13 protein-coding genes and 2 pseudogenes are annotated in these 14086 nt (G+C 63.3%); 9 read left to right on the top strand and 6 right to left on the bottom strand.

The features are described from left to right. The 6 genes and pseudogenes from DM374_RS28390 to DM374_RS28365 all read left to right on the top strand — a co-directional run. Window positions 1-1606 (top strand): annotated as a pseudogene (locus DM374_RS28390) (RHS repeat protein); the annotation flags it as partial. A gap of 152 nt (window positions 1607-1758) precedes the next feature. Beyond that, window positions 1759-2106, top strand: a complete 348-nt coding sequence (locus tag DM374_RS28385; RefSeq protein WP_110972880.1) for a hypothetical protein — start codon at window positions 1759-1761, stop codon at window positions 2104-2106. 120 nt (window positions 2107-2226) lie between these two features. After that, on the top strand, window positions 2227-3021 hold the full coding sequence (locus DM374_RS28380; protein WP_110972879.1) for an alpha/beta fold hydrolase: 795 nt from the start codon (window positions 2227-2229) through the stop codon (window positions 3019-3021). After that, window positions 3018-3872 carry an alpha/beta hydrolase gene (locus DM374_RS28375; RefSeq protein WP_110972878.1) on the top strand — a complete coding sequence of 285 codons (855 nt, stop codon included), beginning with the start codon at window positions 3018-3020 and terminating at the stop codon, window positions 3870-3872. Before DM374_RS28380 ends, DM374_RS28375 begins: the two co-directional genes overlap by 4 nt. Window positions 3873-3989: 117 nt before the next feature. Continuing rightward, a complete protein-coding gene (locus DM374_RS28370) occupies window positions 3990-4784 on the top strand; it encodes a DUF4892 domain-containing protein (RefSeq protein ID WP_110972877.1) in 795 nt (264 codons plus the stop codon). A 13-nt stretch (window positions 4785-4797) separates the two neighbouring features. Continuing rightward, window positions 4798-5844 carry an AI-2E family transporter gene (locus DM374_RS28365; RefSeq protein ID WP_110972876.1) on the top strand — a complete coding sequence of 349 codons (1047 nt, stop codon included), beginning with the start codon at window positions 4798-4800 and terminating at the stop codon, window positions 5842-5844. Between the two features lie 96 nt (window positions 5845-5940). On the opposite strand, the gene DM374_RS28360 is transcribed toward DM374_RS28365, so the two are convergent. From DM374_RS28360 to DM374_RS28340, 4 genes are all read right to left on the bottom strand, one after another. Further along, a complete protein-coding gene (locus DM374_RS28360) occupies window positions 5941-6636 on the bottom strand; it encodes a GntR family transcriptional regulator (protein WP_110972875.1) in 696 nt (231 codons plus the stop codon). Between the two features lie 17 nt (window positions 6637-6653). Further along, window positions 6654-7358 carry a FadR/GntR family transcriptional regulator gene (locus tag DM374_RS28355; RefSeq protein ID WP_095159144.1) on the bottom strand — a complete coding sequence of 235 codons (705 nt, stop codon included), beginning with the start codon at window positions 7356-7358 and terminating at the stop codon, window positions 6654-6656. A gap of 33 nt (window positions 7359-7391) precedes the next feature. Then, on the bottom strand, window positions 7392-8696 hold the full coding sequence (locus tag DM374_RS28350; protein ID WP_110972874.1) for a C4-dicarboxylate transporter DctA: 1305 nt from the start codon (window positions 8694-8696) through the stop codon (window positions 7392-7394). 201 nt (window positions 8697-8897) lie between these two features. Further along, a complete protein-coding gene (locus tag DM374_RS28340) occupies window positions 8898-9212 on the bottom strand; it encodes a helix-turn-helix domain-containing protein (protein ID WP_095159146.1) in 315 nt (104 codons plus the stop codon). Between the two features lie 89 nt (window positions 9213-9301). On the opposite strand from DM374_RS28340, the pseudogene DM374_RS34580 reads away from it, so the two are divergent. The 3 genes and pseudogenes from DM374_RS34580 to DM374_RS28330 all read left to right on the top strand — a co-directional run. Then, window positions 9302-9724, top strand: a pseudogene (locus DM374_RS34580) (PAS domain-containing protein); the annotation flags it as partial. Between the two features lie 234 nt (window positions 9725-9958). After that, window positions 9959-10963, top strand: a complete 1005-nt coding sequence (locus DM374_RS34575) for a methyl-accepting chemotaxis protein (RefSeq protein WP_404821395.1) — start codon at window positions 9959-9961, stop codon at window positions 10961-10963. Window positions 10964-10984: 21 nt separating this feature from the next. Then, window positions 10985-12688 (top strand): putative bifunctional diguanylate cyclase/phosphodiesterase, encoded by a 1704-nt coding sequence (locus tag DM374_RS28330; protein WP_110972871.1) that lies wholly within the window; start codon window positions 10985-10987, stop codon window positions 12686-12688. 52 nt (window positions 12689-12740) lie between these two features. On the opposite strand, the gene DM374_RS28325 is transcribed toward DM374_RS28330, so the two are convergent. Together DM374_RS28325 and DM374_RS28320 are read right to left on the bottom strand one after the other, a co-directional pair. After that, window positions 12741-13235, bottom strand: a complete 495-nt coding sequence (locus tag DM374_RS28325; protein WP_095159149.1) for an Lrp/AsnC family transcriptional regulator — start codon at window positions 13233-13235, stop codon at window positions 12741-12743. Between the two features lie 12 nt (window positions 13236-13247). Beyond that, window positions 13248-14084, bottom strand: a complete 837-nt coding sequence (locus DM374_RS28320) for an ABC transporter ATP-binding protein (RefSeq protein ID WP_225422613.1) — start codon at window positions 14082-14084, stop codon at window positions 13248-13250. Between the last annotated feature and the right edge of the window lie 2 nt (window positions 14085-14086).

Here is a 14086-nt window from a genome sequence, read left to right as displayed (position 1 = left end):
GACCGAGTACTCCCTCAGCGACCCGGTGGAACTGCGCGTCGAAACCTGGCGCGAGGGCATGGGCAGGACCGTGACCCGAAGCAACCTGTTCGAGAAACCGGTCACGGTGGAGCGCTTCGATCTGGCGGGAACGAAGGTCAGTCTGTACGAGTATTTCTACGACGGTCTGGGCCGTACCTCGCACGAGTACGACGAGTTGCAACAGTTCCGCTACTATCAATACGACGCATTCGACCGTCTGACGCTCAACGGTCTTCCCGACGGCGCGGTGGTCGAGCGGCGTTATGCCGACCACAGTGCCGAGGACTTGCCGACCTGGATCGGGGTCGACGGGGTAGTGCTCGGTGAACAGTCCTTCGACGGACTCGGTAGAATGTACCGCTCCGTGGTTGGCGAGCGAGAGCGCACGTTTGCGTTCGACGGGGGCGAGCAGCAGCCTTCCAGCGTCACCACGCCCAAGGGCGAGGTCATCGCTTACGAGTACAACCCCAACCTTGGTGACGAGCCGATCCAGCGGCGTATTCAGGGGGCCACCGCCGACTATGAGTACGACAAGGACAATGCCTGGTTGCTGTCCAGCCATGAAAACGACCAAAGCCTCAGTTGCACCTACTACAGCACCGGTGAGCTGAAGACCGAACAGCGTGTCAGTGCGGGGCAGACCCACGATATGGCCTACGAGTACAGCCTGCGTGGGCGCTTGCTGACCTACACCGATGTGTTCGGCCAGCAGCAGCGTTATGTCTACGATGCCGGCGGTCGGCTGGAGTCGACCATCCTCGGGCAGACCGAATCGCACTTCAGCTACAACAGCAGTGGCCTGACCTCACGCATCGTCACTGAAGACAAGGCCGAGGGGCACAGCGTGCGCATTGATCTTGAGTACGACGATTTCGGTCGCGAGATCCTGCGTACCTTCATCTTCGACGACGGCGTGGTGCAGAGCCTGGAGCAGCGCTACACCGTCCGCGATGCCCTGGAGCAGCGAATCCTGCGGCAGGGCAGCACGCTGCTGCGCGATGAGACGTATGCCTACGACGCGCGGGGACGGCTGGAGGATTACCGTTGTACCGGCAGCGACCTGCCGCTGGACCCATGGGGCAAATCGATCCAGCAGCAGGTGTTCGAGTTCGATGCGCTGGACAACCTGATCACGGTGCGCACGGTATTCCCAGATGGCGAGAACCTGGCCACGTACCTGTTCGACGGCCAGGACAAGACCCAGCTCAGTGCGGTGCGCAACAGTCATGCCGACTATCCTTCGCTTATCAGCCTCGACTACGACGATGATGGCAACCTGGTGCGCGACGAACAGGGCCGCAGCCTTGAATACGATGCCTTGGGACGGCTGTTCAGCGTCAGTGAGGGCAGCAGCGAAATCCTGCGATACCGCTACGACGCGCAGGACATTCTCAGCGGCAGCGTCGGTGATGAGGGTGACGAGCAGCGTTTCTACTGTGATGGGCAACTAGCCAATCAGTTGCAGGGGGGCGAACAGCGCACCTTCATCCGCGGCGGAGAACATGTGCTGGCGGAAAGGCTGACTGGCCAGGACGATCTGCTGCTGGTCACCGATGCAAAAAAAGACGGTACTGGCCGAGCGTGACAACCAGACCCGTGGCGGTTGCCCTGGCGCGGGTGTGGCTGCTGGGCCTTGCCTGTTGTCTCCGCCATACCTGACATTTTTACCAGTTGTTGCCTCACCACCACCTTGTTAGCGTGACCCCATCGTAGTGTCACTGTCAGGGGAGAAACACAATGAATGGACAAAACGGCGTTCAAGCCTGTGCGGCCGACCTGCGACAGGTGCTGGACGAGGTAAACCTCAGTTGCAATCTCGGCTTCGCCGAGTTCCAGGTACTGCACGACGCCGCCGATGCGCGCCTCGACGCGTTGGTTCGGCGCCACCAGCATCGCCGCGAATCACAGCACCTGGAGCAATTCCAGATGGCCTGCGACCAGATGGCGAAGATGCTTCAGGTTTCGTGCCTGGCGCTGCAACGGGCACACCTGAACGAGAGCGAGCGCGATCAGGTACGCGAGGCCTACGAGTTCCAGGTGGCTTACATCCAGGCCTGCCTGCACCGTTCTTTCCAGGACTTCTGAATCACGGCGGACAGGGCTGACTGACCGGAGTGCCGCCACGGATGGCTGTTCCGGTCATTGCCGGCGTATAAGTGGTTGCGGACAATCCATGTCAGTCTTTTCCGCAACGGACAGCCCGGTATGTCGCAACAGGTCTTCTTCGCTCACGCCAACGGCTTCCCTTCGGCCACCTACGGCAAGCTGTTCAGCGCCCTGGCGCCGGACTATCAGGTCTGCCATCTGCCCCAACACGCCCATGACCCGCGTTTTCCGGTGAATGACAACTGGCTGCTACTGGTTGACGAACTGATCCATCACCTTGAACAGCAACCCGAGCCGGTCTGGGGCGTTGGCCATTCGCTGGGCGGTGTGCTGCACCTGCACGCGGCGCTGCGTTGCCCGCAGCTCTATCGTGGGGTGGTGATGCTCGACTCGCCAGTACTGACCCTGGCGGACCAGTGGCTGATCCGTCTGGCCAAGCGTTGGGGCTTCATCGACCGTATCACCCCGGCCGGGCGCACCGAGGGGCGGCGCGAGGCCTTTGCCGATCTCGATCAGGCCCGCGCCTATTTCTCCAGCAAGACGCTGTTCCGCGCCTTCGACCCGGAGTGCCTGGAAGCCTACCTGCGACATGGCCTGAAACAGGAGGGCGATGGGTTGCGACTGAGTTTCGATTCTTCCATCGAAATGAGCATCTACCGCAGCATCCCGCATACCCGTCCGGCTCATCCCGGCCAGTTGCAAGTGCCGCTGGCGATGGTCCGCGGCAGCCACAGCCGCATCGTCAGGCCCCACCACGCCCAGGCGGTACGGCGCATGCCCCGGGGCGAAAACCATAGCGTCGTCGGTGGACACATGTTTCCCCTGGAGCGCCCGGATGAAACCGCGCAATTGATCAGAAACGTCTTTCAGCGCTGGCAGGAGAAACAGCTATGAGCAATCCGGTCGAAGAGGTCCGCCTGGACCTGGGCCATGTCGAACTGGCCGCGCACCTCTATGGTCCGGCGGATGGCCGCCCGGTGATCGCCCTGCATGGCTGGCTCGACAACGCCAACAGCTTCGCTCGCCTGGCGCCGAAGCTGGACGGGCTGCGCATCGTCGCCCTGGATTTCGCCGGGCACGGTTATTCCGGCCATCGCCCGCCGGGTGCCAGTTATGCGCTGTGGGATTACGCCCACGATGTGCTGCGGGTCGCCGCGCAACTGGGCTGGGAGCGCTTCGGGTTGCTGGGGCATTCGCTGGGCGCCATCGTTTCGGTGGTGCTGGCGGGCAGCCTGCCGGAGCGGATTACCCGCCTGGCGCTGATCGACGGGGTTATTCCGCCGGGCGCCAACGGTCAGGATGCGGCCGAGCGCATGGGTATGGCGCTGCAGGCGCAACTGCGCCACGACAGCAAACGCAAGTCGGTCTACCCGGTGCTGGAGCAGGCGGTGGAGGCGCGGATGAAGGGCATGGTTGCGGTCACCCGCGAAGCTGCCGAACTGCTGGCCCAGCGCGGGCTGGTGCCGGTGCCGGGTGGCTTCAGTTGGCGCAGCGACAGCCGACTGACCCTGCCGTCGCCGCTGCGCATGAGCGAAGAGCAGGCCATGAGCTTCGTCCGCCGCGTCGCCTGTCCGACGCAATTGATCGTCGCCGACGATGGCATGCTGGCGCGCAACACGACCCTGCTTGAACAGCTACCCTTTAGCCTGGAACACGTGCCCGGCGGTCATCACTTGCACTTGAACGATGAGGCCGGCGCAACGCTTGTTGCAGACTGTTTCAATCGCTTTTTTGCCATTCCTTGACTTGTATCGGGCAACTGTCGAGGCTTGGCGGGTTTTGATCAGGGAGACAATCATGACCCAGCACGACTTACGCCCCCTTCGCCTTGCCCGCGCCGCACCTGTCGGCGGGGTTCGCCGATGAATGCCATTCATACGTTGTGTGCCGGCCTTGCCGGACTGTTGCTGGTAGCCGGTGCAGTACAGGCCGGCGGTGAACTGCCGGTTCCGCAGGATGCCAAAAGCGTCGATGAACGCCCTGCGGCGGAAGTGGAGCGCGTCTATCCGTTGGGCGGGCTGCGCAAGATCAGCGGCCAGGTGCGCATGGAAGGCAAGATCGAAGCCCGTGGCCAGCTCCATTCCGTCACCTGGGAACTGCCCGCCGAACGCAGCGCCGGCGAGGCGTTCAAGGCGGCCCGCGAAGCGTTGCAGGCTGATGGTGGTTACCCGCTGTTCTGGTGCGAAGGTCGTGACTGCGGCGAAAACAGCCTGTGGAATGACCTCTTCGGCAACGCCCGTCTGTCCGGATCGGACCAGGACCAGTTCTTCATTCTGCTGCGTCGCACCGGCGCCGACACCGATACGCTGGTCGCCCTCTACGGCATCACCCGCGGTAACAAGCGCGCTTATCTGCACACCGAACAGTTCGAAGCCAACGCGCCCCTGGGCGAGTTGCTGCCGACCCCAGCCACCGTCCTGCGCGAGCTGCGCAGCAATGCCAGGCTCGACTACCCTGATCTGAGCGCCGAGCCGCCCCAGGCCTGGGTCAATCTGCTGGCCCGCAGCCTTAATCTGGACAGTACGCTGCGTGTGGTCCTCACCGGCGCCCAGGCCCAGGCCTGGCTGGACCAGTTGACCGCCGCCGGGGTCCGCTCGGCCCGGCTCGAAGTCGGCGGCCAGGCGGCGAACGGCCTGCATGTCGAACTGATTCGCTGAGCCGGGAGGCGCGATGCTCAACAATGATCGGCTGCTGGTGCAGATTCTGTTGCTGGCGCTGCTGGGTGCCGGCCTCTGGGTCATGGCACCGTTCATCTCCGCGCTGCTGTGGGGCGCGATCCTCGCGTTCGCTAGCTGGCCGCTGATGCGTCTGGTGACGCGCCTCTGCGGCGGCCGTGAAACCCTCGCCGCGAGCTTCCTTACCTGTTTATGGCTGCTGCTGGTGGCGCTGCCGCTGGTCTGGCTGGGCTTCAACCTTGCCGACCATGTGCGCGATGCCACGACCTTCATTCGTGATGTGCAGGTCGACGGTCTGCCCGATGCGCCGTCCTGGTTGGGCAGCGTGCCCTTTGTTGGCGAACGGCTGGTGCGTTTCTGGGACACCATGGACCAACAGGGTGCCGCCTTGCTGGCGACGGTCAAGCCTTACCTCGGCCAGGTTGGCAACTGGTTGCTGGCCCGCAGCGCGCAGATTGGCAGCGGGATCCTCGAACTGATCCTCAGCCTGGTCTTCGTGTTCTTCTTCTACCGTGACGGGCCGCGTCTCGCGGCGTTCGTCCTGCGCCTGCTGGAGCGGTTGATCGGCGAGCGTGCCGATTACTACCTGGGGCTGGTGGCGGGGACCGTGCAGCGGGTGGTCAACGGCGTGATCGGCACCGCCGCTGCCCAGGGCCTGCTGGCGCTGATCGGCTTTCTTATCGCCGGTGTACCGGGGGCGCTGGTGCTCGGCCTGGTGACCTTCATGCTCAGCCTGATCCCCATGGGCCCGCCGCTGGCCTGGATTCCCGCGACTGCCTGGCTGGCCTGGAAGGGCGACTACAGCATGGCAGTGTTCCTCGGAATCTGGGGGACCTTCGTCATCAGCGGCGTGGACAACGTGCTGAAGCCTTACCTGATCAGCCGCGGTGGGGATTTGCCGTTGGTGATCGTGTTGCTTGGGGTGTTTGGCGGGTTGTTGGCGTTTGGCTTTATCGGGTTGTTTATTGGCCCGACCTTGCTGGCGGTGGCCTACAGCTTGTTGCTGGATTGGTCGCGGCATACGCCGGTAGTGGATCGTTGATTTTGTTTTTGTGGGAGCTGGCTTGCCAGCGATAGCATTGGTGAATGAACCGCCGCTATCGCTGGCAAGCCAGCTCCCACAGGGGCCTGACCATTCTCAATCCAGATCCAGATCCAGCTTCGCCTCGATCCGATCCAGATGCAGATGCATCAACCGCAACGCCGCCTCACTGTCGCCATCCTCCAGCGCATCCACCAGCGCCGCATGCTCTTCCCAGGCGCAATGTTCGCAAGCCCGGCTTTCGTATTTGGCGATGATCAGCGAGGTCATCGGTACCAAACCGTTAAGGAATCGCGCGAGCGGGGCGTTGTCGGCAATCTCCGCCAGCTTCAAGTGAAACTCGCCGCCCAGGCGGATCGCGGTGCAGCGTTGGCCCTGCTCATGGGACTGCCGCTCGCGGGAAATCAATTCACGCAACTGGCGCAACTGTGCCGGACGCGTGCGCCGCGCAGCCAACTCGATCAGGGTGGTTTCCGCCAGCCGCCGCGCGCTCAAGACCTGCCGCGCCTGTTCCGGGTCCGGCGCCGCCAGTCGTGCGGTGTGGGCCGGGCGCTGGACGATCACCTGCTGGTCCGAAAGCCGCCCCAGCACGCGGCGGATCACTGTGCGGCTGACCCCGAACGCTTCGCCCAACGCCATTTCGGTCAGCGGTGTGCCAGGGGCCAGGCGCTGTTCGAGAATCGCATCGAACAGCCGCGGATAGATTTCCGCAGCCGACAGACGCCGTTCGCCAACGGCCAGCAGCGCGGGCAGGGCGGACGCGGTGGAAGTGACGGGGGCAACGGCTCTCATGTGTGCTCTCCTGGAAGTCAGTAACCGGGCTGTTCGTCCGGAATCTTCAGTTCAATACCCATGCGCCGGCCTTCCTGCAGGATGTGCCGGCGCATTTGCGCACTGGCCTGGGCGCTGTCCTTGTTGCGGATGGCGCGCACCACCGCTTCGTTTTCCTCAAGGCGCGCGGCCAGGTGTTCGGGGGATTTGCGCAGCATCTGGGCGCTCTGCTTGAGGGCATTGCCGGTCTGCTGCACCACGCTCTGGAAAATCGGGTTGGAGGTCAGGGCAAACAGCGCCTCATGGAAGGCGATGTAAGCGTTGACCCCGGCCTCGCCGTCACCGGCGTCCAGGGCTTCGCGCATGTCCATCAGGGTCAGGCGCAACTGGCCGGTTTCCTGGCTGCTGATGGATTGCGCCACCAGCCCGACGATGAACGGCTCCAGGGTGTAGCGCAGTTGCAGCACGTCTTCGAGGCTGGCCTCGGCCACGCCGGCCGGCGCCATGACCAGCTCGTTGCTGTCGGCGTCGAGTACCAGCACGCCTTTGCCGGGCATCGAGCGCACCAGACCGAGGGTTTCCAGCACCGTTACCGCTTCACGCAGGCTGGGCCGGCTGATGCCGAGTTGCTCGGCCAGCTCGCGCTGGCCGGGAAGCATCTCACCGGAGCGCCACTGGCCGCGGGCCAGGGCCTGGCGCAGTTTGTCCACTACCGCATTCACTACTGTCGAGGAGGTAATCACATTTCGCTCCGTGAGATGTCGTTCATTGGCTAACTAGAATTCCTGCTGATGGGCCGTCTTGCGCGCCTGGAAGGCGAAGCCCTGCTTGCCTTCGAGCACGTTGTGCGCGCGCTCCAGGTCGATGTCCTTCTCCCAGCGGGCGATGGCTACGGTGGCAACGCAGTTGCCGATCAGGTTGGTCAGCGCCCGGCCGATGCCCATGAACCAGTCCACCGCCAGCACCAGTACCAGGCCCACCACCGGAATCGCGGGAACGGCGGTCAGGGTTGCGGCAAGAATCACCAGCGCCGAGCCGGGAATGCCGTGGGCGCCTTTGGAGGTCACCAGCGACACCAGCAGGATGGTCATCAGATCGGTCATTGCCAGCGGCGTGCCGGTGGCGTTGGCGATGAACACAATGGCCAGGGTCAGGTAGATGGAGAAACCGTCGAGGTTGAAGGAGTAACCGGTAGGAATCACCAGCCCGACGGTGGAACTGCCGATGCCCAGGTGCTCCAGCTTGCGCATGATCTGTGGCAGCACGGCGTCGGAAGAAGCGGTGCCGAGGACGATGGTCAGTTCTTCACGCAGGTACTTGAGGAATGGCAGCATCTTGAGACCGGACACACGCATCACCAGGCCGAGAACCAACAGCACGAAGCCAGCGCAGGTGAGGTAGAACAACGCCACCAGACCGCCCAGGTGTTGCAGCGATTCCAGGCCATATTTGCTGGTGGTGAAAGCGATGGCGCCGAACACACCGATAGGGGCTAGGCGCACGATCATGCCCATGATGCGGAAGATCACATGGCTCAGTTCGTTGATCAGTCGCGAGATGCCCGAGGCCGATTCGCCCACCAGGTTCAGCGCACTGCCGAACAGCACCGAGAACAGCAGTACCTGCAGGATGTTGTTGTCGGCGAAGGCGCCGATCACCGAGGTAGGGATCAGGTCCATGAGGAAGGCTGTGGTGCTGTGGATATGCTGTCCACGCTCGGCGAGGCTGCTGGCGTCCGTCGTGGAAAGTTGCTCCAGATGGATGTTGGCGCCGCTGCCGATGCCGGTGGAGAAGGCGAGCACCAGGCCCAGGACCAGGGCGATGGTGGTGAGGATTTCGAAATAAATCACCGACTTCAGGCCGATGCGCCCGACTTTCTTCAGGTCGCCGGCACCGGAAATGCCGCTGACCACCACGCAGAACACGATCAGACCGATCAGCATCTTGATCAGTTTGATAAAGCCGTCACCAAGGGGTTTGAGTTGCAGGGAAAGGTCGGGGAAGCTCAGGCCGCAGGCGATGCCAAGCATCAGGCCGAGCACTACTTGCAGGAAGATCGAACGCGAGCACCATTTGAGCATGGGAGGGATCTCTGGTCGGTGTCCTGGCTGCCGGGGTGACGGCGCGTCGGACTTAATTATTGTGGTCTTACCGGTATGTCCAGTGCGCGGGCAGTGTAAGCGCGTATTTTCGGTTTTCGCAAGAGGTGAGGCGATAATTGGTTTTACCGGTCTGACCAGTTGGCGTCCCAAGCAAGAATCGGCAGAAATGCCAGGGGTCGGTCAGTGCTTGGACAAGACCTGATCCACCGCGGCGATCAGCCGTCCCAGGTCGTTCGGAGGGGCTTTGTGAATGACGCCAAACAGATAGGCGCGTTGTTCGTCTTCAGTGTCCAGATCGGTGAAGAAGGCAGTGAGCTTGACGCCCAGCACCCTGGCAAAGACGAACAAGGCTTCAACGCTGGGAGTGTAGGTACCGGTTTCGAAGCGGCTTATGGTCTTGGGGTCGAACCCGGCTTTTTCGCCCAGTTCAGCCTGGGTAAGCCCGGCGACCTTGCGACAGCGTCTGATGGCTGATCCCAAACTTGAAATTTCCATCGCTCAATTCCCATTTAGAATCAAGAACTTAACGACAAAAAATTTTAATAGACAACCTCTCCTGCCATCACCCTGGATTACAAAAGGTGATGTATCTCGTAGACTTTGCAGCTTGGACAGATTTTCCCGCAGTGGGTTTGGCAGAGAGCAACCCGCAATTTTCCTGCGGCTCATGGAGCTTTATCGTGCGTCTCAACTTACCGATTACCGCGGTGGAACAGACATTTCCCGATCAGCAACGGCTGATTTCCGCCACCGACACCGCCAGTAATATCACTTACTGCAATGCCGAATTCGCCGCCATCAGCGGCTTCAGCCACGCTGAACTGATCGGCGCCTCGCACAACCTCGTTCGCCATCCCGACATGCCCGCCCAGGTTTTCGAGCAGATGTGGCAGTACCTCAAGGCCGGCCAGAGCTGGATGGGGATCGTCAAGAATCGCTGCAAGAACGGCAATTTCTACTGGGTCAGCGCCTACGTCACGCCAATCCTGGAGAACGCCAGGCTGGTGGGCTACGAGTCGGTGCGGGTCAAGCCGACCCGCGAACAGGTGCAGCGCGCCGAAGCGCTTTACGCCCGGTTGCGCGAGGGCAAGACGCCGGTGCCGCTGGCGCGTCGCCTGGTGCAGCAGGCCCAGGTGCTCGCCGTGCCGGTGCTGGCGGCGGGCGCGGCATTGGTCGCCGGTCAGTTTGTTCCCGGCCTTGTCGGCCAGGGCATCACCCTCGGCTTGTTCGTGGCGGTCGGGATGTGGGGCCACAGCCGCTTGCGTGGCGAATTGCGACGAATCGTTCGCGGTGCCGAAAACACCTTCTGCGACCCCATTTGCGCTCTGGCCTACAGCGACACCCTGGGTCCCGCCGCGCAGTTGCAGATGATCCTCATCAGTGAAGAAGCCCGGCTGAAAACCGCGCTGACCCGTCTCAGCGACCTCGCCAACCAGATGGCCCACGCCGCCAGCGATTCCAGTCGCCTCTCCGGTGCGACCGAGTCGGCGTTGCTGGAGCAGCGCGCCGAAACCGACCAGACCGCCGCCGCCATGACCGAGATGGCCGCGTCCATCGCCGAAGTCGCCGCGCATGTGCAGCAGACCGCCGGCGAAGCCCACACCGCCAATCAGCTTGCCGATCAGGGCAGCCAGGTCGCCGGTACCTCACGCCAGGCGATCCAGATACTGGCGTCCACCGTTACCCAGATCAACCAGGCGGTGGGCGAACTGGCCGGGCAGACCCAGGACATCATGTCCGCTGCGGGGGTGATCCAGGCGATTGCCGAACAGACCAACCTGCTGGCGCTGAATGCCGCCATCGAAGCCGCCCGCGCTGGCGAGCAGGGCCGCGGCTTCGCCGTGGTAGCCGACGAGGTGCGTGCGCTGGCGGGCAAGACCCGGCAGTCGACCCAGCAGATCCAGGGCGTGATCGAAAACCTGCGCAAGGGCGCCGATGAAGCGGTGTCCATCGCCGACCTCGGCATCCGCGAAGCCGAGCAGGGCGTGGCCCAGGTGGTCGAGGCGCAAGAGGCGCTGCTGGGCATTCGCGTGGCGGTCGAGCGCATCACCGACATGACCCGGCAGATGGCCGCCGCTTCGCAGCAGCAATCCCATGTCGCCGAAGACGTCGCCTGCCAGATCAATAACGTCGCCGGCACCGTGCAGCGCACGGCCGACAACGCCAACGCGGCCGCCACCCGTGGCGCTGAACTGGAACATATTTCATCCGGCCTGCGTGCCTTGGTCGAACGCTTCAACCGATAGCCGTCGGACAGGTTTTATTTCATGGATGATAATTACCGCGCGGCCGTCGACGCGGCCGCGATCTTTTCCGAAACCGACCTGGCCGGGCGTATCACCTACGTCAACGATCAGTTCTGCACCATCTCCGGCTACAGCCGCAAAGAACTGCTGGGCGCCGACCACCGCATCCTCAATTCCGGCCAGCACGAGCCTGGGCTGTTTATCGACATGTGGCAGCGCCTGGCGGCGGGCGAGGTGTGGAAGGGCGAAATCTGTAACCGCGCCAAGGATGGCTCGCTGTACTGGGTCGATAGCACCATGGTGCCGCTGTTCGACCCGCTCAGCGGCGAGGTGTGCAAGTTCGTCTCGATCCGCTTCGATATCACGCAGAAACGCCAGTTGCTCCACACCTTGCAGTGGCGGGTCGGGCACGACGTGCTGACCGGTTTGCCCAACCGCTCATTGCTCGGCGACCTGCTCGTGCAGGCCATCGAACGTTCCCGCAATGAGGATTCGGCGCTGGCGGTGTGCATGCTCGACCTCGACGGCTTCAAGGCGGTCAACGACGGCTATGGCCACGCCAGTGGCGACCTGCTGCTGGTGGAGGTGTCGCGGCGCTTGAAACGCGTGCTGCGTGAGGGCGATGCGGTGGGGCGGTTGTCCGGCGACGAGTTCGTGCTGATCCTGGGTGATATTCAGGGGCTGCCGACATTGCAGGGTGTCCTTGAGCGGGTGCTCAAGGCGATCGCCGCACCCTGTGTCATTCGCGGGCGGCCAATCAGTGTCAGCGCCAGTATCGGCGTGACCCTGTTCCCCAATGACAACGATGACGCCGACACCCTGCTGCGCCATGCCGACCAGGCCATGTACCTGGCCAAGCAAAGGGGACGCAATCGTTTTCACTTGTTCGATGTGTCGCTGGACCAGGAGGTCAAGGCCACTCACCAGACCGTGGAGCGTCTGCGCCGGGCGCTGCACAACGGCGAACTGTGCCTGTATTACCAGCCCAAGGTGAACATGCGCAGCGGCGCGGTGGTGGGATTCGAGGCGCTGTTACGCTGGCGCCATCCCGTCCGCGGGGTGGTCGCGCCGGGTGAGTTTCTGCCGTTGGTGGAACGCACCGACCTGATCGTCGATATCGGTGAGTGGGTTATCGATGAAGCGCTGGCGCAGATGCAGCAGTGGCAGGCGCAGGGTTGCCGTTGGCCGGTGAGCGTGAACATCGCCGCGCGGCATTTCCAGCGCACCGATTTTGTCGTGCGTCTCCAGCGTTTGCTGTCCCGCCACGCCACGGTGGCGCCGCAGATGCTTGACCTGGAAATCGTCGAGTCGGTGGCCATCGAGAATATCCAGCGGGTCTGCGAGTGCCTGGAGGCGTGTCAGCGGCTGGGGGTGCGTTTTTCGCTGGATGACTTTGGCACCGGGTACTCGTCCCTGAGCTACCTCAAGCGCTTGCCGACCCAGACCATGAAAATCGACAAATCCTTCGTCCAGGACATCCTCCACGACCAGGACGACCTGGCCCTGACCCGTGCAGTGATTGGCCTGGCCCAGGCATTTGGTCGGCAGGTGATTGCCGAGGGCGTGGAGACTGTGGCCCACGGCGAATGGCTGATGGAACTGGGCTGTGACGTGGCCCAAGGCTACGGCATCGCCCGGCCGATGCCGGCGCAGCAGGTGGTGGAGTGGGTGCGAGGATTCGTGCAGCCGCGGGAGTGGCGGGTGCGGGCGCGCGGGGCGGGGTGATTTTGCGCCTGCCTCGCGACGCTTCGGCGCGAGACAGGCCTACTCTGTAAACCTACATCTGCGGCGCGGTGTTTTTCACCACCGCCAGTTCCGGATGCGCCACCAGCTTGTCGATATGCAGCTCATCGTTGTTCATCCAGGTCTCGGTCAGCACCCGATAGTGCTCCATATCCCGGCAACGCATGCGCAGGCTGTAGTCGAAATGGCCGCTGATCAACTGGCACTCGAACACCTGCGGGCAAGCGCGCACGCAGGCTTCGAAGGCTTTTTGCGCAGCGCGCCCGCTCTGGTTGGACAGCGCCACCAGGACCAGCAGCGACAACCCCGGTGAGACCATCTGCACGTCGATGATTGCGCCGTAACCGCGGATCACGCCGCGCCGTTCGAGCTTGCGCACCCGCTCCAGACAGGGCCTGGGCGTCAGGTGGACCAATGACGACAGCTTCTCGTAGGTGATGCGCCCGTTGTGGCGCAGCACGTCGATGATCGCTTCGTCGATGCGGTCCAGCGGTGGCGCGGCGTGGGAGGAGTTGGCCTTGGTATCCATGGTGGCGTTGCTTCACTTCAAGCGGTTGGAAAGAAATTGCTGCAGGCGCTCGCTTTGCGGCTGGTCGAGAATCTGCGCGCTTCCCTGTTCTTCGACCCGGCCCTGATGCAGGAACAGCACCTGGCTGGACACCTGGCGGGCAAAGCCCATCTCGTGGGTGACCATGAGCATGGTACGACCTTCCTCGGCCAGCGTCTGTATGACCTTGAGGACTTCTCCCACAAGCTCTGGGTCAAGGGCTGAGGTCGGTTCGTCGAACAGGATGATTTCCGGCTCCATCGCCAGCGCCCGGGCGATCGCGACGCGCTGTTGCTGGCCGCCGGAGAGGAACGCCGGGTACTGGTCGGCGGCGCGGGCCGGCAGGCCGACCTTGTCCAGATACGCGCGAGCGCGGGCTTCGGCGTCCTGCTGGCTGACGCCCAACACCCGGCGTGGCGCCATGGTGATGTTTTCCAGCACGGTCATGTGGCTCCACAGGTTGAAATGCTGGAACACCATGGCCAGCCGCGTGCGCAGGTTCTGCAACTGCGCCGGATGCGGGGCGCGGGCGCCGGCGCGGCCCTGGCGCATTTCGATGGTCTGGTCGTCGAGGGTGATGGCCCCAGCGTCCGGTTGTTCGAGGAAGTTGATACAGCGCAGCATGGTGCTTTTGCCCGAGCCGCTGGCGCCGATCAGGCTGATGACGTCGCCTTTGCGTGCTTGCAGCGAGACGCCCTTGAGCACCTCGTGATCGCCGTAGCTTTTATGCAGCGAGTCCACCGTCAGCTTGATCGCGGCGCTGGCAGCGGCGGCTACAGGTGGCGCGGCGAAGTCGGGTTGGATCGACAAGGCGTGTGCGGAAGTGGTCATGG

The sequence above is a fragment of the Pseudomonas huaxiensis genome (genome assembly GCF_003231275.1).
In the GTDB taxonomy this organism is placed as follows: domain Bacteria; phylum Pseudomonadota; class Gammaproteobacteria; order Pseudomonadales; family Pseudomonadaceae; genus Aquipseudomonas; species Aquipseudomonas huaxiensis.
Note: the sequence above shows the minus strand (reverse complement) of the source record. Positions and strands in the feature narration are given on the sequence as shown.

Bases quoted from the DNA above. Each gene is read 5' to 3' on its own strand.
- DM374_RS28360 (WP_110972875.1), bottom strand. From the start codon at position 6,636: ATGAGAGCCGTTGCCCCCGTCACTTCCACCGCGTCCGCCCTGCCCGCG.
- DM374_RS34575 (WP_404821395.1), top strand. From the start codon at position 9,959: ATGTGGGGCCACAGCCGCTTGCGTGGCGAATTGCGACGAATCGTTCGC.
- DM374_RS28325 (WP_095159149.1), bottom strand. From the start codon at position 13,235: ATGGATACCAAGGCCAACTCCTCCCACGCCGCGCCACCGCTGGACCGC.
- DM374_RS28350 (WP_110972874.1), bottom strand. From the start codon at position 8,696: ATGCTCAAATGGTGCTCGCGTTCGATCTTCCTGCAAGTAGTGCTCGGC.
- DM374_RS28375 (WP_110972878.1), top strand. From the start codon at position 3,018: ATGAGCAATCCGGTCGAAGAGGTCCGCCTGGACCTGGGCCATGTCGAA.
- DM374_RS28320 (WP_225422613.1), bottom strand. From the start codon at position 14,084: ATGACCACTTCCGCACACGCCTTGTCGATCCAACCCGACTTCGCCGCG.
- DM374_RS28365 (WP_110972876.1), top strand. From the start codon at position 4,798: ATGCTCAACAATGATCGGCTGCTGGTGCAGATTCTGTTGCTGGCGCTG.
- DM374_RS28370 (WP_110972877.1), top strand. From the start codon at position 3,990: ATGAATGCCATTCATACGTTGTGTGCCGGCCTTGCCGGACTGTTGCTG.
- DM374_RS28330 (WP_110972871.1), top strand. From the start codon at position 10,985: ATGGATGATAATTACCGCGCGGCCGTCGACGCGGCCGCGATCTTTTCC.
- DM374_RS28385 (WP_110972880.1), top strand. From the start codon at position 1,759: ATGAATGGACAAAACGGCGTTCAAGCCTGTGCGGCCGACCTGCGACAG.
- DM374_RS28340 (WP_095159146.1), bottom strand. From the start codon at position 9,212: ATGGAAATTTCAAGTTTGGGATCAGCCATCAGACGCTGTCGCAAGGTC.
- DM374_RS28380 (WP_110972879.1), top strand. From the start codon at position 2,227: ATGTCGCAACAGGTCTTCTTCGCTCACGCCAACGGCTTCCCTTCGGCC.